This is a genomic window from Cellulomonas soli (assembly GCF_013409305.1).
GTDB classification, from domain to species: domain Bacteria; phylum Actinomycetota; class Actinomycetes; order Actinomycetales; family Cellulomonadaceae; genus Cellulomonas; species Cellulomonas soli.
Window position 1 is genome coordinate 2,637,308 of sequence record NZ_JACBZJ010000001.1, and the last position, 23,633, is coordinate 2,660,940.

Annotated in this window: 17 protein-coding genes; 6 read left to right on the forward strand and 11 right to left on the reverse strand. The window is 73.6% G+C overall.

All coding sequences use genetic code 11. From position 1 onward, the window contains the following. Positions 1–73 precede the first annotated feature (73 nt). From BKA22_RS12235 to BKA22_RS12245, 3 genes are read right to left on the reverse strand one after another with little or no spacing between them, the layout of a single operon-like run. The gene (locus BKA22_RS12235) at positions 74–1,285 is read right to left on the reverse strand and encodes a glycosyltransferase (protein WP_146954266.1); all 1,212 of its coding nucleotides are present in this window, start codon (positions 1,283–1,285) and stop codon (positions 74–76) included. Next, positions 1,282–2,784 (reverse strand): O-antigen ligase family protein, encoded by a 1,503-nt coding sequence (locus tag BKA22_RS12240; protein WP_146954267.1) that lies wholly within the window; start codon positions 2,782–2,784, stop codon positions 1,282–1,284. The genes BKA22_RS12235 and BKA22_RS12240 overlap by 4 nt, the downstream gene beginning before the upstream one ends. Positions 2,785–2,796: 12 nt before the next feature. Next, the gene (locus BKA22_RS12245) at positions 2,797–3,705 is read right to left on the reverse strand and encodes a YveK family protein (RefSeq protein WP_146954268.1); all 909 of its coding nucleotides are present in this window, start codon (positions 3,703–3,705) and stop codon (positions 2,797–2,799) included. 118 nt (positions 3,706–3,823) lie between these two features. On the opposite strand from BKA22_RS12245, the gene BKA22_RS12250 reads away from it, so the two are divergent. Continuing rightward, positions 3,824–4,516 carry a hypothetical protein gene (locus BKA22_RS12250; RefSeq protein WP_146954269.1) on the forward strand — a complete coding sequence of 231 codons (693 nt, stop codon included), beginning with the start codon at positions 3,824–3,826 and terminating at the stop codon, positions 4,514–4,516. A gap of 24 nt (positions 4,517–4,540) precedes the next feature. Here the strand turns inward: BKA22_RS12250 and BKA22_RS12255 are convergent, their stop codons facing one another. Together BKA22_RS12255 and BKA22_RS20375 are read right to left on the reverse strand one after the other, a co-directional pair. Beyond that, the gene (locus BKA22_RS12255) at positions 4,541–5,281 is read right to left on the reverse strand and encodes a polysaccharide deacetylase family protein (RefSeq protein ID WP_146954270.1); all 741 of its coding nucleotides are present in this window, start codon (positions 5,279–5,281) and stop codon (positions 4,541–4,543) included. Between the two features lie 215 nt (positions 5,282–5,496). Further along, the gene (locus BKA22_RS20375; protein WP_146954271.1) at positions 5,497–5,892 is read right to left on the reverse strand and encodes a hypothetical protein; all 396 of its coding nucleotides are present in this window, start codon (positions 5,890–5,892) and stop codon (positions 5,497–5,499) included. Here BKA22_RS20375 and BKA22_RS20380 point away from each other — a divergent pair. The 3 genes from BKA22_RS20380 (at position 5,882) to BKA22_RS12275 (ending at position 9,186) form a co-directional block, all read left to right on the forward strand. After that, on the forward strand, positions 5,882–6,559 hold the full coding sequence (locus BKA22_RS20380) for a right-handed parallel beta-helix repeat-containing protein (RefSeq protein ID WP_179561762.1): 678 nt from the start codon (positions 5,882–5,884) through the stop codon (positions 6,557–6,559). The genes BKA22_RS20375 and BKA22_RS20380 overlap by 11 nt on opposite strands. A 103-nt stretch (positions 6,560–6,662) precedes the next feature. Next, entirely contained in the window at positions 6,663–7,853 is a 1,191-nt protein-coding gene (locus tag BKA22_RS20385; protein WP_146954273.1) for a glycosyltransferase family 4 protein, read from the forward strand. Positions 7,854–7,911: 58 nt separating this feature from the next. Then, positions 7,912–9,186: a glycosyltransferase family 4 protein gene (locus BKA22_RS12275; RefSeq protein WP_262926921.1), complete on the forward strand. Its 1,275-nt coding sequence runs from the start codon at positions 7,912–7,914 to the stop codon at positions 9,184–9,186. 114 nt (positions 9,187–9,300) lie between these two features. Here the strand turns inward: BKA22_RS12275 and BKA22_RS12280 are convergent, their stop codons facing one another. Further along, the gene (locus BKA22_RS12280) at positions 9,301–11,145 is read right to left on the reverse strand and encodes a glycosyltransferase (RefSeq protein WP_179561763.1); all 1,845 of its coding nucleotides are present in this window, start codon (positions 11,143–11,145) and stop codon (positions 9,301–9,303) included. Positions 11,146–11,863: 718 nt separating this feature from the next. Between BKA22_RS12280 and BKA22_RS12285 the strand changes: the two genes are divergently transcribed. Further along, positions 11,864–13,423, forward strand: coding sequence for a DUF4082 domain-containing protein (locus tag BKA22_RS12285; RefSeq protein WP_146954276.1), 1,560 nt, complete (start codon positions 11,864–11,866; stop codon positions 13,421–13,423). Positions 13,424–13,489: 66 nt separating this feature from the next. Here the strand turns inward: BKA22_RS12285 and BKA22_RS12290 are convergent, their stop codons facing one another. From BKA22_RS12290 to lhgD, 5 genes are all read right to left on the reverse strand, one after another. Next, on the reverse strand, positions 13,490–14,683 hold the full coding sequence (locus BKA22_RS12290; protein WP_146954894.1) for an IS30 family transposase: 1,194 nt from the start codon (positions 14,681–14,683) through the stop codon (positions 13,490–13,492). Positions 14,684–14,989: 306 nt separating this feature from the next. Further along, positions 14,990–16,015, reverse strand: a complete 1,026-nt coding sequence (locus BKA22_RS12295; RefSeq protein ID WP_223203669.1) for a hypothetical protein — start codon at positions 16,013–16,015, stop codon at positions 14,990–14,992. Then, positions 16,012–17,532: an MFS transporter gene (locus BKA22_RS12300; RefSeq protein ID WP_223203668.1), complete on the reverse strand. Its 1,521-nt coding sequence runs from the start codon at positions 17,530–17,532 to the stop codon at positions 16,012–16,014. The genes BKA22_RS12295 and BKA22_RS12300 overlap by 4 nt, the downstream gene beginning before the upstream one ends. Then, positions 17,529–18,266 (reverse strand): hypothetical protein, encoded by a 738-nt coding sequence (locus BKA22_RS12305; RefSeq protein ID WP_146953907.1) that lies wholly within the window; start codon positions 18,264–18,266, stop codon positions 17,529–17,531. The genes BKA22_RS12300 and BKA22_RS12305 overlap by 4 nt, the downstream gene beginning before the upstream one ends. 190 nt (positions 18,267–18,456) lie before the next feature. Beyond that, positions 18,457–19,650 (reverse strand): L-2-hydroxyglutarate dehydrogenase, encoded by a 1,194-nt coding sequence (gene lhgD, locus BKA22_RS12310; protein ID WP_146953906.1) that lies wholly within the window; start codon positions 19,648–19,650, stop codon positions 18,457–18,459. A gap of 234 nt (positions 19,651–19,884) precedes the next feature. Between lhgD and mfd the strand changes: the two genes are divergently transcribed. Beyond that, entirely contained in the window at positions 19,885–23,532 is a 3,648-nt protein-coding gene (gene mfd / locus BKA22_RS12315; protein WP_146953905.1) for a transcription-repair coupling factor, read from the forward strand. The last annotated feature ends 101 nt before the right edge of the window (positions 23,533–23,633 follow it).

The following is a 23,633-nucleotide window of genomic DNA, read 5'->3' on the forward strand; positions in this document are numbered from 1 at the left end:
ACCGGGCGCTGCGTCCGGCTTCCGGATCTCAGCGTTCAGCGCCTCAGCGCTCGGCAGCTCGGCGCTCGGCAGCTCAGCGCTCGGCGCTGAGCGTCTGGTCCGCAGCGACAGGCACCCGGTCGGCGAGGCCGAGCACGTCGAGGAAGGCCCGGGCGCGCGCGTCCCAGCTCTGCCCCGCCGCGTAGGCGCGTCGTCGCGCGGCCAGCGCGGGGTCGGCCGGTGCGGCCAGCGCGGCCAGCGTCGCCGCCGTCACCTGCGCGGGCCCGTCGGCGATCGTCACCAGGTCGGCGGGCAGCTCACGGGCGGCCGGGAGCCCCGTCGTGACGACGGGTCGCCCGGCGGCCAGGTACTCCATGGTCTTGAGCGGGAAGCTGCTGCGGTTGAACGCGGTGTCCGCGTAGGGCGTGAGCCCGACGTCGATGGCGCGCAGGTAGCCGGGCAGGTCCTCGAAGGGTCGTCGACCGGTCGACTGGACGTTGTCGCGGGCCAGCAGGCGGGCCAGCCGTTCGGTCGCGAAGCCGGGCTGCACGGGGCCGACGAGCAGGAGCGACGCGCCCGTGTCCGCCACGGCCTCGAGCACGGCCACGTCGATCCGGTCCGAGAGGTGTCCGACGAACCCGGCGACAGGGCCGGGAAGGTGCACGTCCGGGGCCGCGGGTACCTGGTCCACGGTCGCGAAGTGCCCCGGGTCGCAGCCGTTCGGCACGACCCGGACCGCGGTGGACCGCTCGCGCCACAGGTCGGCGAGGTGCCCCGTCACGGTCACGACGACGTCGGCCGCGGCGAGCTGGTCGGCCTCGCGTCGGCGCAGGTAGTCCGCCGACAGGCCCATGAGCTCGGCACCGGCGACCCAGTCGTCGGTGCCCCACAGCACGCGCAGCGCGCCCGGGCACGCACCGAGCACGTCGTCGAGCGAGGCGACCACGACGGCGTGCACGGCTCGTCGCGGCCCCTCGGCACGCGCGACGGCTGACCGGATCGCGTGCCGGGTGGCCGCAGCGGCCGCCACCCGGAGCCCGGGGCGGCTCACGCCCGGCGGGGCCAGCGGCGTCACCCGCGTGATGCCGGGGTGGACCTCGGCGACCCGGGGGCGCAGGCCGCCGGCCCGTAGGTGCGGCTTGCGCAGCGGGGTCAGGTAGGACACCGGCGGGTCGACGAAGAGCACGGGCACGTACGCCGAGAGGGCGACGGCCAGGTGCTTCTCCGACATCCAGGCGTCGTCCCAGGAGACCCCCGATGCGAGCACCACCCACGGGTCCGGGCGGTCGGCGCGGTCAGGGCTCATCGGGCCTCCACCTCACGGGTGTGCGGGTTGCCCGGGGTGTGCCCGCTGAGGGCCGGCGCCGGGGTCACGCTCGTCCGGCCCGGTGCCGGCAGCTCGGTGGCGTCGGCGTCGGAGGACCGGGGGCGCTCCCCGCTCAGGGCCGCCGCGGGCGCCGTGCCCGTCGCCGCAGCGGTCACCGGGATCGCCGCCGTGGTCGTGAGGGTTCCGGCGCGGCCGGGTGCGGTGAGTCGCCGCAGCGCGGTGACGCACCCGATCGAGAAGAACAGGACCCCGGCGACCTGCGGGAAGCCGAACGCGTCGAACGTGGCGAAGGCGAGCGCGGCGGCCGCGATGCAGGCGGTCAGCCCGCGCGCCAGGCTCCGGTCGACCGCCTCGGGCAGGCGCACGCTCATCCGGTAGGCGACGATCAGCGCGGTCACCAGCAGCCCGAGGAACGCGAGCGTGCCCACCACCCCGGTCTCGATGAGCAGACCCAGGTACTGGTTGTCGAGGATCCGGTACGAGGGCAGGAACGTCGACAGCCCGCGCCCGAACACGGGGGCACGTTCGATGAACTGCAGGGCCAGGTCGTAGCTGTCCGTGCGGGACAGCGCGCTGTCGTCCTGCGAGATCCCGGTGAACAGCCGGATCATCGTCCCGAGCATGCCCGGGATCGCGACGTACACGGCACCGAACCCGGCGACCACCGCGGCGCCCGTCCACCACCGTCGCCGCACGGGCCAGCTCGGCAGCAGCACGGCGAGCACCACCGCGAGGCCGAGCAGGGCGGAGCGGGACATCGTGATCGGCACGGCCGCGCCGATGGCCACGACCGGCGCCCAGCGGACGAACCGCGACCGGTGGGTGTCCGAGAGTGCGTAGTGCAGCGCGATCGGCAGCACCATCACCATGAGCACGCCGAACTCGATGGGATGCGTCGAGGTGCCGGCGGCACGGGCGAAACCGTTGCGGCCGTACACGCTGTTGAGCGTGGAGTTGGCAGACAGGCCCGGGATGGAGATGAGGTCGACGTAGGCCTTCTCGGTGAAGAACTGCAGCACGCCGAGCGCGCCCGCGAACCCGGCGGCGCCGACGAGGGCCCGCAGCACGCGGTCGAGCCGCCCCCGGTGGGCGAACCCGTCGCCGGCGAGCATGACCAGACCCCACCAGGACAGCACGAGCAGCAGGCCGCGGTCGGCCGAGCTGATCTCGAGCGCCTCGATCGGACGGGACGCGGCGGCGACGTAGCTGGCCAGCATCCCGGCGACGAACACCGCCATGGCCGTGCGCACGGGTTGTGCGGGCCGCAGGGTCGTGCGGGACCGGTCGAGCTGCACCGCGAGCCACCAGGCGGCCGCGGCCAGGCCGAGGATCTGCGCGGGGGTTCCGGCGGCGCCCAGCGGTTTGAGGACGAGGTTCGCCGGGACCAGCATGACCACCAGCACCCAGGCGAGCAGCAGCACGCCGGCGTCGACGGAACGCCGGACCACGGCGGCGCGGGGGCCGGCAGGTCTGCCCATGGTGGCGACCGGTCAGCGGGACTTCGTGCGGCTGCCGACGAATCCGGGGGGCACCGGGAGGCCAGTGCCCTGCTGCGCGCCGGAACGGGCGGCCGCGGGTCGGGCGGGGGTGTCGGACTGCTGTCCGGGGGTCGGCCGCGGCTGCGGTCGGGTCCCGGCAGGCGCTGCCGCCACGGGTGCGTGCGGTGCGGTGCCCTGCGTGGGCACGGGCGGTGCCGAGGGTGCCGAGGGTGCCGCGGGCGTCGGGGGAGCGGGAGGGGCCGCCGAGGCGGCATGCGTGGCGGTCGGCGCGGGGCGCCCGCCACGGCGACGCTCGAGGCCCCGGCGGACCAGCAGGCCGTCGATCGCGTAGGTCAGGAAGGCGGTGAGCGCGAGCCCGCCGACGACGCTGACGAGCAGCGCACGGATCTGCGTCTTGCTCGACGCCTCGGGGATGTCGTCCCTGGTCACCACGGTCATCCGGATGAACGAGCTGGTGGGTGCGTCGACGTCGGCCTGCAGCTGCTCGAGCATGTCGGGCATCGCGGCGAGCACGTCGTCGAGCATGGCGATGGCGCTGTCCGGGTCGGTGTCGGTCACCTCGACGACGAGCACGGGGCCGCTCGAGGAGGTGTCCCGGGACACCACGAAGTCGCCGGTGCCCCCGGGCGGGGCGAGGTCGGCGTGGCCCTGGCCGTCGTTGAGGGCTCGGGCGAGCACGTCGGCTGCCGGCTGCAGGCCGTTGAGGCCGAGGTACGGGTTGCCGGTGTCACCGACGACGACCTCCGGCGGGACCAGCAGCACCGAGGCGCGGGCGACCTGCTCCGGGGGCACGAGCGAGACGACGTAGGCGGAGCCGAGAGCGGTCAGCAGCACGCCGACCACCACGAGCCACCAGCGCCGACGGAGCCCGGCGAGGATCTCGGACAGGTACACGACCACCTCGCTGGTTCTCGCTCGATTTTCGCCCGGTTGCGCTTCGAATGTCCCGTTCGGCCCAGCATAGGCTGGGCCTTAGGGCCTGTTCGTGGGCCGGCGGGGTGAACATTGGGGCGGTCACGTGACGATCTGGGACCTTCTGGTCACCATGTGGCGTCAGCGTGTCGCCGTGCTGCTGTGCGCGGTGCTGTCCCTCGCCGTCCTGCAGGCGGTCGCGACCGAGCACCAGGTCTACAACGGTCGGGTGAGCGTGATGTTCCTGGCACCCAAGGATGCACCGGGCAACGCGCTCGCGACCACGACGGCCTCGCTCGTGAGCATGGCGGGTGTGGTCGCCCGGATGGCCAACGGCCCGCACGACGCGCCTCGTACCGTCTCGGCGGAGATCACCCTGGCCTCGATGGGGGTCGAGCAGGGCTGGAGCATCCGTCAGCCGAACGCCGGTGGGCAGTGGGAGACCCGTTACGAGGACCCGGTGCTCGACGTCCGGTCGACCGGACGGACGCTCGAGGAAGCCCAGATGTCCATGGTGGTCGCCCTCGAGCAGGTCGACGCGGCCCTCACCCAGCTGGAGGACGCCGAGCAGGTGCCGCAGGCGTTGCGGATCCGCACCGAGCTGAGCCCGGAGATGCCCGCCTACACGATGCAGGGCGGCTCGCGCATGCGGGCCCTGGCGGTCACCGCCATCCTGTGCGCCATCGCCACCGGCGCCGTCGCGCTGGGTGTCGACGCGTTCCGGTCGCGTCCGCCGAGCCGGCACGGCAGCAGGCGGGCGCGCTCGCGTCGGCCCAGCAGGCAACCCGTACCGGCCTGAGGTCCCGGACGGGCGACCCGCGCCTCAGTGACCGAACCAGGCGGTGAGGCGGGCCCCTCCGTCACGCACGAGCGTCTCGACCGTGACCGCCGACCAGCCCCGCGCGGAGACGTCGTCGAGCACCCGCTCGGCCATCTCCGCGCGGTCGAACGAGGTGCTCACCGGTTCGCCGTCGGGCCCGGGCTCGACCCGCTCGTGCAGCAGCAGGATGCCTCCGGGGCCGAGCCGCGCAGCCGCGGTGGCGGCCACCTCGGCCGCGGGGCGGTCCACCCAGTCCGCCGCGTCGGCCGTCCAGACGACGACCTCGAGCCCCGCGCGCCTGGCCGCGACCCAGCTCGCGGGCGTCTGCTTCCCGTACGGCGGGCGGTAGCGGGTCACCGGGGTCCCGGCGACGGCCTCGAGCCGACGGCGGGCGTCGCGCAGCGTGCGGACCGCATCGGCGTGCCGCAAGGAGGTCAGCGGGCGGTGGTCGAGGCCGTGCAGCGCGATCTCGTGACCGTGGTCGCGGATCTGCCGGACGAGGTCGGGGTGCTGCTCGGCGCGCGGGACCAGCAGGAAGAAGGTGCAGCGCACGCCGAGGCGGTCGAGGAGGTCGAGCAGCGCGGGTGTCGTCGCCTCGTCGGGCCCGTCGTCGAACGTGACGGCCACCTCGTCGTCGCGGCGTCCGCCGGCGACCGACCCGAGCACCGGTGCGAGGACGACGTCGGCGATGCGGCGGGCTCCCGTGCGTGCCCAGCCCGGCATCCTGGCCCGTACGTTGCCCACGACGTGGACTCCTTCTGCTCGTCCGAGGGGTCGCTCTGCAGGTCACAGGCACTGCGGCACGGCCGGCGACCCGTGCGCCGCTCACGGTAGTTGTCGGGGTCGACGAGGGCTGACCTAGGATGGCCGACGGCCGGGTGAATTCTGCCGGTCTGACAGGTTCGCCCCGTTCCCGGGTGCGGCGTCCGCGGGCGCCCCTCTCCCCGACAGGAAGACCTTCAGATGCGCATGCACCGCTCGACGCGCCGACGGATCGCGCAGGTGGCGAGCACGGCTCTGGCCGCTGCCGCGGTCGTCGTCCTCGTGAACTCCGAACCGGGCACGCCTGCGGCGGCGACGTCCGGTCCGAGCGCGTCGGCCACGGCACCAGGCCGGCCGACCCCGACCGCCACCAAGCGCGAGGCGCCGACGCCCACCCCCACGCCGACCCCGACGCCCACCCCCACACCCACCCCGACGCCGACCCCGTCGGGCGAGGGCGAGGCCTCGACGCGGTCGTCGGCGTCGACCAGCGGCACGGCGGCTGCCCCCGCGGCGCCTGCGCCGGCACCGCTCGGCTCGTCGTCCCGGCCGGGGCCCGGCAGCACCGGGGTGCCCGACGGGGTGGCGCTCACGGCTTCCGGCGGGATCCGCGTCACGCAGGCCGGTCAGGTCATCGACGGCCTCGACGTCGACGGCGACATCAGCATCGAGGCACCCGGCGTGGTGATCCGGAACTCGCGGATCCACGGGTCGGGCACCTACGGGGTGTACGTCAGGTCGGGCAGCGTGACGATCACCGACACCGAGATCTTCGGCTTCGAGAACGCGATCGCGGGCAGCTCCTGGACGGCCAGCCGGGTCGACATCCACTCGACCTACGGCGACGGGGTCAAGCTCGGCAGCGACGTCGTCCTCGAGGACAGCTGGATCCACGACATGACGCCCAGCTCCGGGGCGCACGCCGACGGCGCCCAGATGCAGAGCGGCGTCACCAACCTCACGATCCGCCGGAACGTCATCGACATGACGACCGCCGAGGGCGCCAACTCGGCACTGTTCCTGGCACCCGACCAGGGCCCGAGCACCGACGGTCCCGTGCTCGTCGAGCAGAACGTGCTGGACGGCGGCCACTACACCGTGTTCTGCGTCGACGGGAACGACGGGCAGTACGTCGTCGGCAACATCACCATCCGCAGCAACACCTTCGGTCGCGGCGCCGACTACGGCGCTGCCCGGGTCAACGTCCCGGTGACCTGGGCCGGCAACGTCTACACCGAAGGGACAGAGGCCCGGTACTGACCCCGGACGCGCGCGGGCGGGCGCCTGCTCCCAGCGGGTGAACCTGCGGGTGGGAGCCCGCCGGCGGGGACAAACCGGACGGGCCCCTGGTTAGTGTGTGGGCGTGCCCGAGACTGGCGGTGAGACCGGCACGCCCGGGCCTCCGACGGCGCCGGGCGTGGCCGACGCCCCGCTGCGCCTCGGCTTCGCCTGCCACTGGACGACCCCGCACGAGGAGACCTGGTCGGGCACCCCGTGGCGGCTGCGGGCCGAGCTGGCTCGACTGACCCCCGTGGTGGACCTGGGCGTCGAGCTCCCGCCGGCCCTGCGCACGCCCCTGCGGCTCGCCGGCGCCCGGCGGACCCCGTCGGGCTGGACGTCGACCTGGCGGCACGGTGCGGCGACGCGTGCTGCGGTGGCCCGCACCGTGCGTCGCGCCGCGGTGCGCGAGCGTCCCGACGTCGTGCTGGAGATCCAGGACCTGAGTGCGCCGAGGGTGCCGTTCATGGTGCTGCAGGACCTGAGCTACGCGCTCCTGCTCGACCGGTTCGGGCCGGACGGCGTCCCGCACTTCCGGGCGTTGGGTCGTCGCCGCATCGAGCAGCTGCGTCGGGCCCAGGACCGCGTGTACGCGCAGGCCGCGATGCTGCTGCCGATGAGCCGCTGGCTCGGCGACCACCTGGTGGCGCACGGGGTCCCGGCTGAGCGTGTCCGGGTGGTCAACCCCGGGGCAGGCGCCCCCGTGGCGGTCGGCTCCCCGGTGCCCGAACGCCGGACCGGCCCCGTGCGGCGCCTGCTGCTCGTCGGACGCGACTTCGACACCAAGGGCGGCGCCCAGGTGGTCGCCGCGTTCGCCCTGCTGCGCGCCGAGCTGGGGCCGGCCGTCTCGCTGACCGTCGCGGGGCCGGACCGCTGGCCGATGCACGGTGACGTGCCCGACGGGGTCGACTTCGTCGGGCGGGTGCCGCGCGCGCGGGTCGGTGAGCTGATGGACACGCACGACCTGTTCGTGATGCCCTCGCGCATGGAGGGGTTCGGCATGGTGTTCGCCGAGGCGCTCATGCGGGGGCTTCCGTGCGTCGGACGGGACGCGTGCGCGATGCCCGAGATCATCGACCCGACCTCGGGCGGCAGGCTGGTCGGCTCGGAGAGCCCGGACGAGCTGGCCCGGGTCGTGCTCGACACGCTGGACGACGACGCGCTCTACGCGGCGTGCGCGGCCCAGGCCGACGCGCGCCGTGCGCACTACACGTGGGGGCGGGCGGCGCGGGAGGTCCTCGACGCCGCCGTGCACGCCCGCGCGACCGGACACTGAGGGGGAGACCATGGCCGTTGGACGAACGCCACGAACGGCACGAGCACCACGGGTTCTGGTGATCGTGCAGAACCTGCCCGTGCCGCTGGACAGGCGCGTGTGGCTCGAGTGCCGCGCGCTCGTCGCGGCGGGCTACCAGGTCAGCGTCATCTGCCCGCAGGGACCGGGCGACCCGACCCGCCACACGGTCGACGGCGTCGCCCTGTACAAGTACCGACCGGCACCGCAGGCCCGCGGGGTGCTCGGTTTCGTCTGGGAGTTCGTCTACTCGTGGGTGCGCACCGCCGTGCTCTCCCTGGCGGTGCGTCGCGAGCGGGGGTTCGACGTCGTCCAGGCGTGCAACCCGCCGGACACGTACTGGGCGCTGGCCCTGCTGTGGCGGCTGCGCGGCGTGCGCTTCGTGTTCGACCACCACGACCTGAACCCCGAGCTGTTCCTGTCCCGTTTCGGCGAGCCGACGTCCGCCGGAGCTCGTGCCCAGCTGGCCGGGCTGCGCTGGCTCGAGCGGCGCACGTTCCGGGCTGCGCACCGCGTGATCTCGACCAACGAGTCGTACCGCGCGGTCGCGGTGCGCCGCGGCGGGGTGGACCCCCGTCATACGGCGGTCGTGCGCAGCGGGCCGGACACCCGCGTGATGCGTCCTGTCCGAGGGGCGCAGGACGTCGCCCGGGGCCGTCACCTGCTGGTCTACCTGGGCATCATGGGCCCGCAGGACGACGTGGACGTCGCGCTGCGGGTGGTGCACGAGCTCGTGCACGTGCGGGGTCGGCGCGACGTCGGTGCGGCGCTGCTCGGCTTCGGGGACTGCGAGGCGGAGCTGCGGGCGCTGTCCCGCGAGCTCGATCTCGACGACGTCGTGGAGTTCACCGGGCGGGCCGGCAAGGAGACGATCGTGCGCTACCTGTCGGCGGCGAGCGTGGGGCTGTGCCCGGACCGCAAGACGCCGCTCAACGACATCTCGACGATGAACAAGACGATGGAGTACATGGCCTTCGCCGTCCCGGCGGTCACGTTCGACCTGGTGGAGGCGCGGGCGAGCGCGGGCGACACGGCGCTGTACGTCGGCTCGGTCGCGGAGATGGCCGACGCGGTCGAGCGGCTGCTGGACGACGCCGACCTGCGGGTGGGCCTCTCGCTCGCCGCGCGGGAGCGCTGCGTGGCCGAGCTGGACTGGTCCCCGCAGGCCGCCACGTACGTCTCGGTGTTCGACGCCGTGACGGGCCACGTCTCCGGTGCGGGCCCGTTCGTCGACCCGGCCCCGGCCTCGTCGCCCGAGGTGGTCACGGACGAGGAGCTGGAGGCGTTCGTCCGGGCGCGCGGCGTGACGCGCTGAGCGTCGCAGCCCGCGAGCTCGGCCGTTCGGGAGCCCAGTCGTTCGGGAGCCCAGCCGTTCGGGAGCCCAGCCGTTCGGGAGCCCAGCCGTTCGGGAGCCCGGCCGTTCGCAAGATCAGCGGCGCGAGCTGGTGTCGCGTTCCCAGCGGCGGGCCGGTGCGCGACGCAGCTGGGCACGCGCGAGCGTCACCAGCGTGACGTAGACGATCGCGTCCACCAGCGACCGCGGCCCGCGCACGGTCCGGGCGATGTCGCTCGGACCGATCGTCCGTGACCCCTCGTCGACGGGCGGCGCCGTCTCCTCGGCGGGTGCGTCCGTGCGACGGGTGCGGCGCAGCACGGCGAGCAGCGACCGGGTGTCGCGGGGTCGGCGCACGATGACGCTCGCACCCGGCACCCGGGTCTTCTCGGAGGCCGCCACGTGCTGGTCCACCCACAGGTCGTCCGCGGTGACGTCCGGGAACGCGCCGAGCCGGGCGCGCACGGTGGCGTCGAGGGCGTACGCGCCCGCGCCCCACAGGTGCTCGTGCAGTGCCGGGATCCGCCCGCGGAGGCGGTAGAAGGACCTCACGGGCCACGTCGCGCCCGCCAGGTCGTCGATCGTCGTCGGTCGCGCGGCGTGCACCCCGGGAGCGGACAGCGCCGCGAACAGCGCCGCGACGGCACCCGGCGCCGACTCGATGTCGGCGTCCAGGTACAGGCGCGGGAACCGCGTGGCGGCCGCGTCACCGGCGCGCAGCGCCGCGGGCTTGGAGGCGACGTCGATCTCCACGACCTGCACGCCGGGCACGGATCGCGCGATCTCGGCCGTCGCGTCGGTGCAGCCGTTGCACACCACCACGACCTCGAGCCGTCCTGCGGCGGCGTCCTCGGCGAGGGGCGCGAGCGTGCGCGCGATGACGGCCGCCTCGTCGTGCGCGGGGATGACGACGGAGCCGCTGGGCCCGTCGGCGTCGGCGTCGGCCCGGGTGGCCCCAGGGCGGGGCGAGGTGACGGGGGGCCGGTGCGGACGGGCGAGGGCGGCGCCGTCGAGCAGGCTGCGCAGCGCGGCGCGGTGCCCGGCGTCGCGCACCCGGAGGCCGGACTTGAGCAGCAGCACCCCGCGCACGGCCTGCGCGTGCAGCGGCGAGCCGTGGGCCCGCGCGTAGCGCACCCGGTTCGCCTCCTGCAGGGCGACGAGCGCGGGGGAGCTGCCGGACCCGCCGCGGCTGTGCACGACCTGCGCGGCCGGCTCGAACCAGACCTGCTGCCCGGTGCCCCGCAGCCGGCGGCAGTAGTCGGTCTCCTCCGAGTACAGGAAGTAGCGCTCGTCCCACGGGCCGAGCGTGCGCGCGGTCGTGGCGCGCACCAGCAGCGCGGCGCCGGTGGCCCACTCGACTGCGTGGGCGCTCGTGTAGTGCGCGGGTGTGCGGTCGGTCTCGGACGCCCACGACGGCCGGCCGGGCCACCGCCGCCCCACGAGCGCGTCGCCCAGGGTTCGCAGCACGGTGGGCTCGCGGCGCAGCGACGGGTAGGGGGTGCCGTCCGGCTCCAGGATGCTCGGGACGACCGCGCCCACACCGGGATCTGCCAGGCATGCGAGCAGCGCGCTCAGCGCGCCGGGACGGACCACCAGGTCGGGGTTGAGGACCAGCACGGCCTCGACGTCCCCGACGAGCGGCAGCAGCGTGTTGATCCCGCCCGCGTAGCCGAGGTTCCCGCCGGTCGGGACGACCCTCACGTCGGGGTGGTCCGCGAGCCGGTCCAGGGTGTCGTCGGTCGAGGCGTTGTCGGCGACGAGCACCCGTGACGGGACGCGCGCGACCTCGGGGCGCAGGCTGGCCAGCAGCCGGCCGACGTCGTGCGCGCTGTTGTAGGTGACGACGAGCACGGCGAGACGGGCGGGCTCGTCGGCGGCGGCGAACCGTGCGCCGGGGACCGTGGCGTCCGACGGGGCGTCCGACGTGGCGCGTGCGGGCATCGGGTCGGCTCCTCGAGATGTCGGCTCGGCTGATCGGTGCGGCGTGCGCGGGGTCGGTGCGGACAGTCCGTCCGGGGACGATCGGTGCATCCCGGGCACGCCCACGCTACGGCGCGCGACCGGCACGGGGCGCCGCGAGCGTCGATCGGTGTGCCGGGCGCGCCGATTTCACCCTGCTGCCGGACGGGTGAACACGTGTCCGAAGGGTCCCGATCGTCGACGGTCGCATCCCTCGCGAATCGGACATTGTGCATCAATCACGTCGATTCTGCTCCGAACGTGGGGTGAAGATTTCGCGCGCATTCCGTGAGGGTCCGGTGTCTTATTTGTGTCGAATGTGCGAAGGCCCACCTCCGGCGGGATTTGCTCGCTGCAGAGCATATTCGCCTGTGTCCCACACTCGTCTGCGATGTCGAAGAGCTGTCACCTGGACCGACGTGGTCCCTGGCGGGCCGAGCGCCCGCAGGGGCCGACGTGGACCGGAGACCGGCTTGTGATCACGGGCCCACGCGGGGACGCGCGGCGCCGACCGTGAACGAGACCGACGGTCGCGACCGACATGGGTCACACCCCTCAGGGGTAGGACATCGCGGCCGATTCATGAGGGTGGTCGGACTTCGGAAGGTTGCACGCCTTGCGGGCGTGCATCCGGTTCGTGGTCGCCGGTCTCATTCCACCCGGTGCGCCCCTCCGCGCACCGATTGATGACGGGAACACAATGAGCAGGAACCTCAGCTGGAACGGCGGACGACGACTCGTCCGCGGTGCCCTCGGTGCGGCCACGGTCGCAGCCCTCGCCGTCACGGCAGCAGTCGTGGCTCAGCCGGCCACCGCCGCGACCGCGACCGTGACCCCGCAGTCGATCTGGACGACGACCGCCGCCTCCGCGGCAGCCGTCGACCTGGGCGATGCGTCGTCGGTCGAGCTCGGCACGGCCTTCACCGCGAACGCCGACGGCGTCGTCAGCGGCGTGAAGTACTGGAAGACCGCTGACAACAAGGGCACGCACGTCGGGTCCCTGTGGAGCTCGGCGGGCACCCGCCTGGCCAAGGCGACCTTCGTCAACGAGACGACCAGCGGTTGGCAGACCGTGCTGTTCGCCACCCCGATCAAGGTCACCAAGGGCGCCAGCTACGTCGCGTCCTACCTGGCCCCCAAGGGCAAGTACGCCTACACGCAGTCGTTCACGGGCACGTCGGCCAGCACCTCGCTGACGGTGCCGTCGACCAACGTCGGCCGTTACGCCTACGGCACGGGCACCTTCCCCAAGTCGACCTACAAGTCGACGAACTACTGGGTCGACGTGCTGTTCACCCCGGGCACCGCCACGACCACCGCGCCGGCCCCGACGCCGACGCCCACCCCGACGCCCACCCCGACGCCGACGCCGACGCCCACGCCGACGCCGACCCCGACGCCGACCCCGACGCCCACGCCGACCCCGACGCCGACCCCGACGCCGACGCCGACCCCGACGCCGACGCCGACCCCGACGCCGACGCCCACGCCGACCCCGACGCCCACCCCTGCGCCCGGCACCACCGTCGGCACCGCCACCCCCGGCGCCACCACGACCGGCGTCCCGGCCGGCACCACGCTCAAGGCCTCGGGCGGCCTGACGATCACGACCGCCAACACGGTCATCGACGGCCTGGACATCTCCGGCGCGGTCTACGTCAACGCCCCCGGCGTCGTCATCAAGAACTCGCGGATCCACGGCGGCGGCTCCGGCACCGGCGTGCAGACCAGCGGCTCGGGCTCCGTGACGATCTACGACACCGAGATCTACGGCTTCGAGAACGCGATCGGCTTCGACAGCTGGAAGGCCTACCGGGTCAACATCCACTCGAACACCGGTGACGGCGTGAAGTTCGGCAGCGACGTCGTCCTGCAGGACAGCTGGATCCACAACCTCACCCCGGGTGCCGGCGCGCACGCCGACGGCGGTCAGGTCCAGTACGGCGTGGTCAACCTCGTCATCCGCCACAACGTGATCGACCTGTCGACCACGAACTCGGCCAACGCGGCGCTGTTCATCGCCCCCGACCTGGGCGGCAGCACCAACGGCCCGGTCACCATCGAGAACAACTACCTCGCCGGCGGCAACTACACCGTGTTCTGCGTCGACGGGAACAACGGCCAGTACTTCATCGGGAACATCACGTTCAAGGGCAACACCTTCGGACGCGGTGCGGCCTACGGGCCGGTGCGGGTGAACGTGCCCGTCACCTGGACGAGCAACACGTGGGCCGACACCGGCGCCGCGATCACCCTCTGACCTGAGGGAAGCCGCAGCCCCCGTCCCCCCGGGCGGATTCTCGGGGTCCTCGCAACACCTGGTGGCCTACGTGGTCGTCAGTAGATCACGCAGGCGCTCGGCTGGGGTGCCCCAGTCGAGCGTCTTGCGTGGTCGGGCGTTGAGCTGTTGAGCGACGTGCTCGAGGTCGGCCGGTGAGTGGACGGACAGGTCGGTGCCCTTGGGGAAGTACTGGCGCAGCAGACCGTTGGTGTTCTCGTTCGACCCGCGCTGCCAGGGCGAGTGCGGGTCGCAGAAGTAGACCGGGACCCCGGTCGCGATGCTGAACTGCTGGTGGGCGGCCATCTCACAGCCCTGGTCCCAGGTCAGCGACCCGCGCAGGTGCGCCGGCAGAGACCCGATCAGCGGGACCAGCACATCGCGGACCTCTTCGGCGGTGTGCCCGCCGGGCAGGTGCCCGAGCATCACGTAACGGGTCGAGCGCTCGACCAGGGTCACGATCGCCGAGCGCGACCCCGTCCCGACGATCAGGTCGCCCTCCCAGTGCCCGGGCACCGCCCGGTCGGCGACCTCGGCCGGCCGCTCGGAGATCATCACCATCTCATCGACGAACCGAGGCGTGCGCTGCTCGGGCGCCCGGTGGGGCTTGCGGCGGGTGCGCCCGGTGCGCAGCGCGTCGGCGACCTCCCGGCGCAAACCGCCGCGGGCCTGGACGTAGATCGCCTGGTAGATCGTCTCCACGCTCACCCGCATGCTCTCGTCGTCCGGGAACTCCCGGACCAGAGCGTGACAGATCTGCTCGGGAGACCACTGCTCGGCAAGCCTGCCCGCGACGTAGTCACGCAGGCGACCGTGCCGGGCGAGCTTGGCCTGCCGGGGCCGCGACCTGCCCGAGGCCCACGACCGGTGCGCGCGGTGCGGAAGGTAGATGCCGTCGACGGACCTGGCGCTGATCTCACGCATGATCGTGGACGCGGGCCGACCCAGTGCCCGCCCGATCGCGCGAAACGACTCACCTCGACGGCGCAGATCGGCGATCTGCTCACGCTCGACCAGGGTCAGGAACCGAGGGTGCAGCACGGCCTCCACGACGGCCATCGACGGCCCGATCGGCGGGGTGACCGCCGTGGTCTCACCGGTGCGGTAGTCCACCTTCCGGCCGTCGGGATAGATCCGGGTATGACCTCGCGAGAGCACGCCCCGATCCCAGTCCCGAGCAGTGCGCACGTGCACGCTGACACGCCGAGCGGCCTGCCGTCGGCTGACTCCCTGAGCGCGCAACCGTTCGTACTCCGCCCGACCAGGATGCCCACCCCGGCCGCCAGTGCCTGTCCCGCGGAGACCGGCCTTGCGCACCCACCCGAACGCCGTGTTCAGATTCACCCCGACCTCACGCGCAGCGGCCGAGACGTTCCCCTCCTCCACCGCGAGGGCCGCGAAGAACAACCCCTTCAACTCCAACGACGACACGATCCCCGCAACTCCCTGAAACTCAGGGTGTTGCGGGGATCGCTAGAACCCGCCTCAGGGGAGGCGGGGGCTGCGTCGTGCTCGGTGCCGTCTCAGGGCAGTGTCGGCGCGACGTGCTCAGCGGACGATCGACGGCGACCAGGCGCCCTCGAGGAACAGCTGCGGTTCCGCGCCCGGCGTCGTGATGTCCAGGGACCAGACGTCCGTCGTGCCGGGCTCGTCCGCCCGCGGCATGCCGTACAGGATCGTGGAGTCGTCGAGCCACTCGATCTGGTCGTCGCAGCCCTCGGTCACCGGGTAGAGCGTCTCGTCCGAGGAGGCGAGGTCGAGCACGGCGTAGGCCCACACCTTCTGGGCGTCCTCGACGCGCTGGACCTTCTTGTAGGCGACCATCGACCGGTCGGGGGAGACGGACGGGCACTCGCCCCCGTCCCGCAGCGCGGTGATCGTGCGGGTCGAGACCGAGCCCGTGGCGATCCAGGTCGTGTCGGCCGACTGCGAGGCCGCGGTGACGTAGAACGTGTCGTCGTCGACGAAGCTCACGCCCCAGAAGTTGCGGTCCGAGGCCGTGAACTTCTCCCCGTCGACGACGAAGGTCCAGGACTCGAGGCTGCCGAGGTCGGTGCCGTCGGTCCCGTGGATCTTGGTCTCGGTGGAGAAGCCGACCTGGGCGTAGGAGTGGCCCGTGACGAACGCGGTCGTCGCAACCAACGACCCGTCGGGGCTCAGCCGCGTGCGGCTCGGGATGCCGGGCAGCGGCCAGGTCTGCACCTCCTGCCAGGAGTCGTCGAGGAGCACGGCCTCGAAGGTCGTGGCGATCCCGCGGACGGTGCGCAGGCACGAGGTGAAGTCGCCCGCGTGGTAGATCCGGTCGCAGGCGACGTCGGTGAACGCGCGCGTCCCGCTCGGGTCGTCCAGAGGAACGGCAGCCACCAGGCCGTACTGCGCCCCGGGCAGCGTGCTGCGGAACAGGATGTGAGGCCCGTCGAGGACCCCGGCCAGGTCGGTGGACTCCACCGTCGGGGCCGCCTCGGTCGCCTCCTGGTGGCTGCGTGCGGCCGACCACACGTACGCGCCGACGCCGAGCACCACCACCACGGTGATCGCGACCATGGCGATCACGCGGGGCGGGAGCCGCCTCACGGCGCCGTCACCACCGCGTCGGTCTCGGACGCCGTGTCCGGGACGAGACCGGCCGGATGGTCGAGGTGGCGCAGGGCGAACCAGCAGGCAGGGAGGGCGACGGCGAGCAGCACGGCCACGCAGACTATCGCCGGCTGACGGCCGAGGGTGTACCAGAGCACGCCGAACGCCGCGGACGCGGCCATCCGGGCCACGGCGACCACGGTCTGCGCGGTGCCGATCGCCGAGGCGCGCACCTGCGGCGCGGTGCGCTGTCCCACGACGGCGGCCAGCACGCCGTCCGTCCCGGCGTAGAACGCACCGAGCAGGAGCAGGGCGGCCAGGGTCGTCACGGCCGACGCCCCGCCGAACGCCGCGCACACGTACGCCGCGCCGAGCATCGCGTGGCCCCACACGAAGACCCGCGCCCGGCCGACCCGGTCGGCCAGCCGCCCGGCGGGAATCGCCAGCAGCATGTAGGCCACGTTCGTGCCCACGTAGAGCAGCGGGAACCACTTCGTGGCGAAACCGTCCCGCTCCTGCAGGGACAGGTAGATGAACCCGTCGCCGATCGTCAGCAGCGCCAGCACACCGGAGACCACCAGCACCCGGCGCAGACCGGGTTCGGCGAGGAACCGCCAGCTGAACGGGCGCTCGGTGAGGGCGGGCACCGCCCCGTCGCTGCACGAGCAGCCCTTGCAGCTGGGCAGCTTGCGCTCCGCACGCGACTGGTGGGTCGTCAGCCAGGACGCCTGTCGCGGCCGCAGGTCCGGCACCAGCAGGCCGAGGACGGCCAACCCGATGACCGCCGACCCGAACGAGATCACGAACACGGTGTGGTAGCCGTCGGGCAGCAGCCACAGCACGACGAACGCCAGCAGCGGTCCCACGGCGGCGCCGACCGTGTCGAGCATCCGGTGCACGCCGAACGAGCGACCCAGGTTCCTCGGGTTGCTGGAGGCGGCGATCATCGCGTCGCGGGGCGAAGTGCGCAGCCCCTTGCCCAGCCGGTCGACCGCGACGAGCGAGGTGATCGCGACGAACCCGGTGGTGAGCAGCAGCCCCACCCGCGTCAGAGCGGACAGCCCGTACCCGGCGAAGGCCACCCACTTGGGGTGGTCGCCGCGGTCCGAGGCCCAGCCGCCGCCGATCCGCACGAGTGCGGTCGCACCCTGCATGAGGCCGTCGACGAAGCCGTAGGCGAGCGTCGTCATGCCGAGCGCGGTCGTCAGGTACAGCGGCAGGATCGCGGCGACGGACTCCGAGGAGATGTCGGTCAGCAGGCTGACCACACCGATCGTCACGACCGTCGAGGACACCCGGGTGCTGCGCGCCGAGCGAGCGGCACGGGCCGCACGTGCCGCCTCGACCGTGGCCGCGTCGGTGGGCGTCAGGCGTCGGCCGCTCGAGGTCGGCGGGTGCGTGCACGCGTCCGGTGCGGAGCCGTCGTGCGAGGCGTGCTCACCCTCGTTCCCTGCGTCGTCCGGCCTCTCGTGCCCCGCACGGTCCAGCGTGGGGGCGGCGTCGGCCGGTCTCACGGAGCCGTCTCGAGGGTGCCGGCGACCGACAGCTCGGTCCCACCACCGGTGCGTTCGTGGGTCGTCAGGACCAGGCCTTCGTCCCCGTGCACGTAGGCCGTGGCCCGGTTGCCCGGCAGCGCCGGGGACTCCTCGCTGCGGAACCCGAGGGCTTCGAGTGTCGCGGTGAACGCGGCCCGGACGTCGTCCTGCGCCACAGCCGTGCCCGCCTCGAGGCCGATCTGCAGCCGTGCGCCCTCCGCCGAGACCGAGCTCGAGACGACCTCGAGGGCCGTGCCCGAGGGCAGCACCAGCTCCGGGAAACCGGCGACGAGCGTGCCCCGCGCGGAAGCCGTCGTCGGCAGCGCACCTGTCAGGGTGACGGCGTCGGAGACCTGGACGCCGTCCAGACCGGGCAGGGTCGTGGGGGCGGGGCTGCGCTCGGGGACCTTGGCGTTCGTCTCGCTCTCGGCGAGCTTCTGGTCCTGCGTCGTGCCCTGCCCGGTCCCGTCGGTCGCGTCCGACCCGTCGGCGGTGGCCGACCCGCCGTCCTGGCCGGCGGACGACGAGCCGGAAGTCCCGCCCGTCGACCCGGACGTGGGGGCCTCGTCGTCGCCCGAGCCGCTGCACGCGGCCAGCAGGAGCCCGAGAGCGACGACGAGCGCGGACGCCGCAGCGGTCGTGGCGCCACGACGCCGACCCCGTCGGGCGGAGGGGTCGCGAGGGGCACGGGCGGTGCCGGTCAGGGGTGCCATCACGTCGTCTCGTCTGCTGGGCAGGTCGTCTGCTGGGCCAGGCGGTCCGGTCGCACGCGGTCAGGTGCGGCGAACCGGCCGGACCTGCGCATATCGGACATCTCGGAACCACCACGGTAGCTCCGCGGAAGGGCACGTCGACGCCTCCGGGCGGCAATTCACCCGCGTGCTCACCCGCCTGCGCGTGCGGTCAGGGCTGCGGCAGCTCGTCGACGACGTGCGCGGCGATCTCCAGCGCCGCGGTGGCCGCCGGTGAAGGCGCGTTGAGCACGTGCACCTGACGGCCGCTGCGCTGCACGAGGAAGTCGTCGACCAGCTTGCCGTCCCGGGCGAGCGCCTGCGCACGCACCCCCGCGGGTGCAGGGACGAGGTCCTCGGTGCGCAGCTCGGGCAGGAACCGGGCGACCGACCGGGCGAACAGCTGTCGCGAGGCGGAGCGTGCGACCTCGGACGCACCCGAGCCGAGGTGGTGCACCCCCATGCGCCACAGCCCCGGCCAGCTGAAGGTGTCGAGCACGTCCCGCGGGCTGATCTGCCCCCACGTGTACCCCTCGCGGGCGAGGGCGAGCACCGCGTTCGGGCCGGCGTGCACGTGCCCGTCGACGCCGCGCGTCAGGTGCACGCCGAGGAACGGGAAGCGGGGGTCGGGCACGGGGTAGACCAGGCCGCGGACCAGGCTCGCGGCCGGTTCGCGCACCGTGGCGTACTCGCCCCGGAACGGCACGATGCGGGCGGCGGGCTCGATGCCGCAGGCGCGAGCGACGCGGTCGGCCTGCAGGCCGGCGCACGCGACGAGCAGGTCGGCGGTGAGCTCGTGCTCGCGTCCGCCGGTGCGCACCTGCACGTGCAGGCCATCGGTCCGCTCGGCGGCGGAGACCACCTGGGTGTCGGTCAGCAGGCCGCCGCCGTGCGCCACGACGTCCTCGGCGAGCGCGGCGCACACCCCGGGGTAGTCCACGACGCCGGTCTGCGTGACCCACAGGGCCCCGACGCTCGCGATGTGCGGCTCGTGCTCGCGCGCCTGCTCGGGGGTGAGCAGGGCGGCCTCGACGTCGTTGGCGAGGGCCCGCTCGGCGAGCCGGTGCAGGCCGGGCAGCTGCGTGTCGTCGCTGGCGACCACGAGCTTGCCGCAGGTGCGCACGGGCACGCCCCGGCGCTGCGCGTAGGCCTTCATGCTCGCCGCGCCTGCGGTCGCCATGCGGGCCTTGAGGCTTCCGGGCGCGTAGTACAGGCCCGAGTGGATGACGCCGGAGTTGCGCCCGGTCTGGTGCCGGGCGACCGCGGGCTCCTTCTCGAGCACCGTGACCTCGTGCCCGTCGTCGGCGAGCCGAGCGGCGACCGCGAGTCCGACGATCCCGGCGCCGACCACGACGACACGTGCCACGGGCTGTCTCCTTCACGAGGTTCGGGTGCACGGTGCACCGCGGGCCCCACCCTGCCACCGGGCGGGACTCGCGGCTGCCGCGTTCCGTCGTGGTCCGTCGCGATCGGGTCGTTGTCGGCCCGCGCTCGTAGACTTTCGCCCGCACCCCGGTCCTCAGTGGATCCGGGGCGTTGGTGCTGCACGTGCCCCGGCCGCCCGGCACGCGTCGCCCACGACCTCCGCCGAAGGAACCCCATGGACCTCACCGGCCTGCTGCCCTCCCTGCTCGCCGACCCGGCCGCCGCGGCCGCGCTCCAGCACGTCCGCGCTCGCGGCGAGGTCGACGTGGTCGGACCGGCCGGGGTGCGGCCGCCCCTGCTGGCGGCCCTGGCCGGTGCCGGGGGAGAGCGGAAGGGGCGGCCGCTCGTCGTCGTCACCGCCACCGGGCGCGACGCCGACGAGCTCGCCGGTGCCCTGCGCTGCTACCTGCCGGAGGACGCGGTCGCGGTGCTGCCCTCGTGGGAGACGTTGCCGCACGAGCGGCTCTCGCCCCGCAGCGACACCGTGGCACGCCGGCTGGCGGTCTTCCGTCGCCTCGCGCACCCGGCTCCCGACGGCGGTCCGACCGGCGAGGTCCGGGTCCTCGTCATGCCGGTGCGCGCACTGCTGCAGCCCGTCGTGGCGGGGCTCGGCGACCTGGTGCCGGTGACGATCGGCACGGGCGACCGCGTCGACCTGACGGACGTCGCCGAGCGGCTCGTCGCGGCCGCGTACTCCCGGGTCGACATGGTCGAGAAGCGCGGGGAGTTCGCGGTGCGCGGCGGGATCCTCGACGTGTTCCCGCCCACCGAGGACCACCCGCTGCGTGTCGAGCTGTGGGGCGAGGACGTCGAGGAGATCCGCTGGTTCGCCGTGGCCGACCAGCGCAGCCTCGAGGTCGCCGACCACGGCGTGTGGGCGCCCCCGTGCCGGGAGATCCTGCTGACCGACGACGTGCGTGCGCGTGCCGCCGCGCTGGTCGAGCAGCTGCCGGGTGCGATCGACATGCTCGACAAGCTCGCCGCGGGCATCGCCGTGGAGGGCATGGAGTCCCTCGCCCCGGCGCTGGTCGAGCACATGGTCCCGGTGCTCGACCTCGTGCCCGACGACGCGCTCCTGGTGCTGGCCGACCCCGAGCGTGTCCGCCGCCGGGCGCACGACCTGGTCGCCACGACCGAGGAGTTCCTCGCCGCGGCCTGGACGAGCGCGGCTGCGGGCGCTGCGACCCCGCTCGACCTGTCGGCGGCCTCGTTCCACACGTTCGCCGAGGTGCGCGCGCTCGCGGCGGTCCGCGGGCTCGGCTGGTGGACGCTGAGCCCGTTCACGCTCGACGCCGAGGCCGTGGACGCGGCCGACGCGGGGGAGACGGGCAGCGCGCTGGGCGTCCCGCTCGGCACACCCGCGCCGAGCGGCGAGGGCACGACGCTGGTGGTGTCCGCCCGCGACGTCGAGCGGTATCGCGGTGAGGTCGCCCGGGCGATCACCGACGTCCGTGCGCTGCAGCAGGCCGGGTGGCGGCTGGTCCTGGCCACCGAGGGGCACGGTCCGGCGCAGCGCATCGTCGAGCAGCTCAAGGCGGCCGACGTGCCCGCGCGGCTCGTCCCCTCGCTGACGGCCGAGCCCGAGGGCGGGGTCGTCCTCGTGGTGCCGGCCTCGCTCGGTGCGGGCTTCGTCGCCCCGGACCTGCGCCTCGCGGTGCTCTCCGAGGCCGACCTCACGGGGCGGGCGGGGGCGTCGACCAAGGACATGCGGCGGATGCCGAGCCGTCGGCGCAACATGGTCGACCCGCTCGCGCTGCGGCCCGGGGACTTCGTCGTGCACGAGCAGCACGGGGTCGGCCGGTTCGTCGAGCTCATGCAGCGGACCATCGGCACGGGTGCGAACGCGGCGACGCGCGAGTACCTGGTCATCGAGTACGCCTCGAGCAAGAGGGGTCAGCCGGGGGACCGGCTGTTCGTGCCCTCCGACCAGCTCGACCAGGTGACCAAGTACGTCGGTGGTGAGGCGCCGAGCCTGAACCGGATGGGCGGCTCGGACTGGGCGAAGACCAAGGGCAAGGCCCGCAAGGCGGTCAAGGAGATCGCCGCCGAGCTGATCCGCCTCTACTCGGCCCGCATGGCCACCCCGGGGTACGCGTTCGGCCCCGACACCCCGTGGCAGCGCGAGCTCGAGGACGCGTTCGCGTACGTCGAGACGCCCGACCAGCTGGCCACGATCGACGAGGTCAAGGCCGACATGGAGAAGACCGTGCCGATGGACCGCCTGGTCTGCGGCGACGTCGGCTACGGCAAGACGGAGATCGCGGTCCGGGCGGCGTTCAAGGCCGTGCAGGACGGCAAGCAGGTGGCCGTCCTGGTGCCCACGACCCTGCTCGTGCAGCAGCACCTGGACACGTTCGCCGAGCGCTACGCGCCGTTCCCCGTGAACGTCAAGGCGCTCTCGCGCTTCCAGTCGACCAAGGAGTCGAAGGACGTCGTCGACGGGCTGCGCGACGGCTCGGTCGACGTCGTGATCGGCACGCACCGCCTGATCACCGGCGAGATCCGGTTCAAGGACCTGGGCCTGGTGATCATCGACGAGGAGCAGCGGTTCGGCGTCGAGCACAAGGAGACGCTCAAGGCCCTGCGCACCAACGTCGACGTGCTGGCGATGTCGGCCACCCCGATCCCGCGCACGCTCGAGATGGCCGTGACCGGCATCCGGGAGATGTCCACGCTGGCCACCCCGCCCGAGGAGCGGCACCCGGTGCTCACGTTCGTCGGCGCGTACGACGAGCGGCAGATCACCGCGGCGCTGCGCCGCGAGCTGCTGCGCGAGGGCCAGGTCTTCTACGTGCACAACAAGGTCGACTCGATCGAGCGGGCCGCGTCCCGGCTGCAGGAGCTGGTACCCGAGGCCCGGGTCGCGGTGGCCCACGGCAAGATGAACGAGCACCAGCTCGAGCAGGTGATCGTCGACTTCTGGGAGAAGCGGTTCGACGTGCTGGTCTGCACGACCATCGTCGAGACGGGCCTGGACATCTCCAACGCGAACACGCTGATCCTCGAACGGTCCGACCTGCTGGGCCTGTCGCAGCTGCACCAGCTGCGCGGGCGCGTGGGCCGCGGGCGCGAGCGCGCCTACGCGTACTTCCTGTACCCGCCCGAGAAGCCGCTCACCGAGACCGCGCACGACCGGCTGCAGACCATCGCCGCGAACACCGACCTCGGGGCAGGCATGGCCGTGGCCATGGAGGACCTGGAGATCCGCGGGGCGGGCAACCTGCTCGGCGGCGAGCAGTCGGGGCACATCGAGGGGGTCGGCTTCGACCTGTACGTGCGCATGGTGGGCGAGGCCGTGGCGAGCTTCCGCGGTGACACCCCCGAGGAGGTGCCGGACGTCACGATCGAGCTGCCGGTCGACGCGCACATCCCGCACGACTACATCGCGCACGAGCGGCTGCGCCTGGAGGCGTACCGGAAGGTCGCCGGGGCTGCCGACGCGGCGACGCTGTCCGAGGTGCGTGCCGAGCTCGTGGACCGGTACGGCGCGGTGCCGCCCGCGGTCGACAACCTGTTCACGGTCGCGGAGTTCCGCCTGCACGTGCGTTCGGCCGGGCTGAGCGACGTGACCGCGCAGGGCAAGTTCGTGCGGTTCGCGCCCGTCGACCTGCCCGAGTCGGCGCAGCTGCGGCTCAAGCGGCTGTACCCCGGCTCGGTGCTCAAGCCGGCGGTGCGCACGGTGCTCGTCCCGTACCCGACGACCGCGCGGGTCGGCGGGAAGCCGCTGCAGGGGCATGCCGTGCTGGACTGGGCCCGTCAGCTCATCGACGCGGTCATCCGGGGCGACGTGTCGGCGGCGGCCCAGGTCGGCGCGCGGCGCTGACGTCGGACCAGGTCGGCGCGCGGCGCTGACGTCGGACCGCTCGGCGCGCGGCGCTGACGTCGGCCCGCACACCCAGCCGGGGCCTCTACGATGGCGGCAGA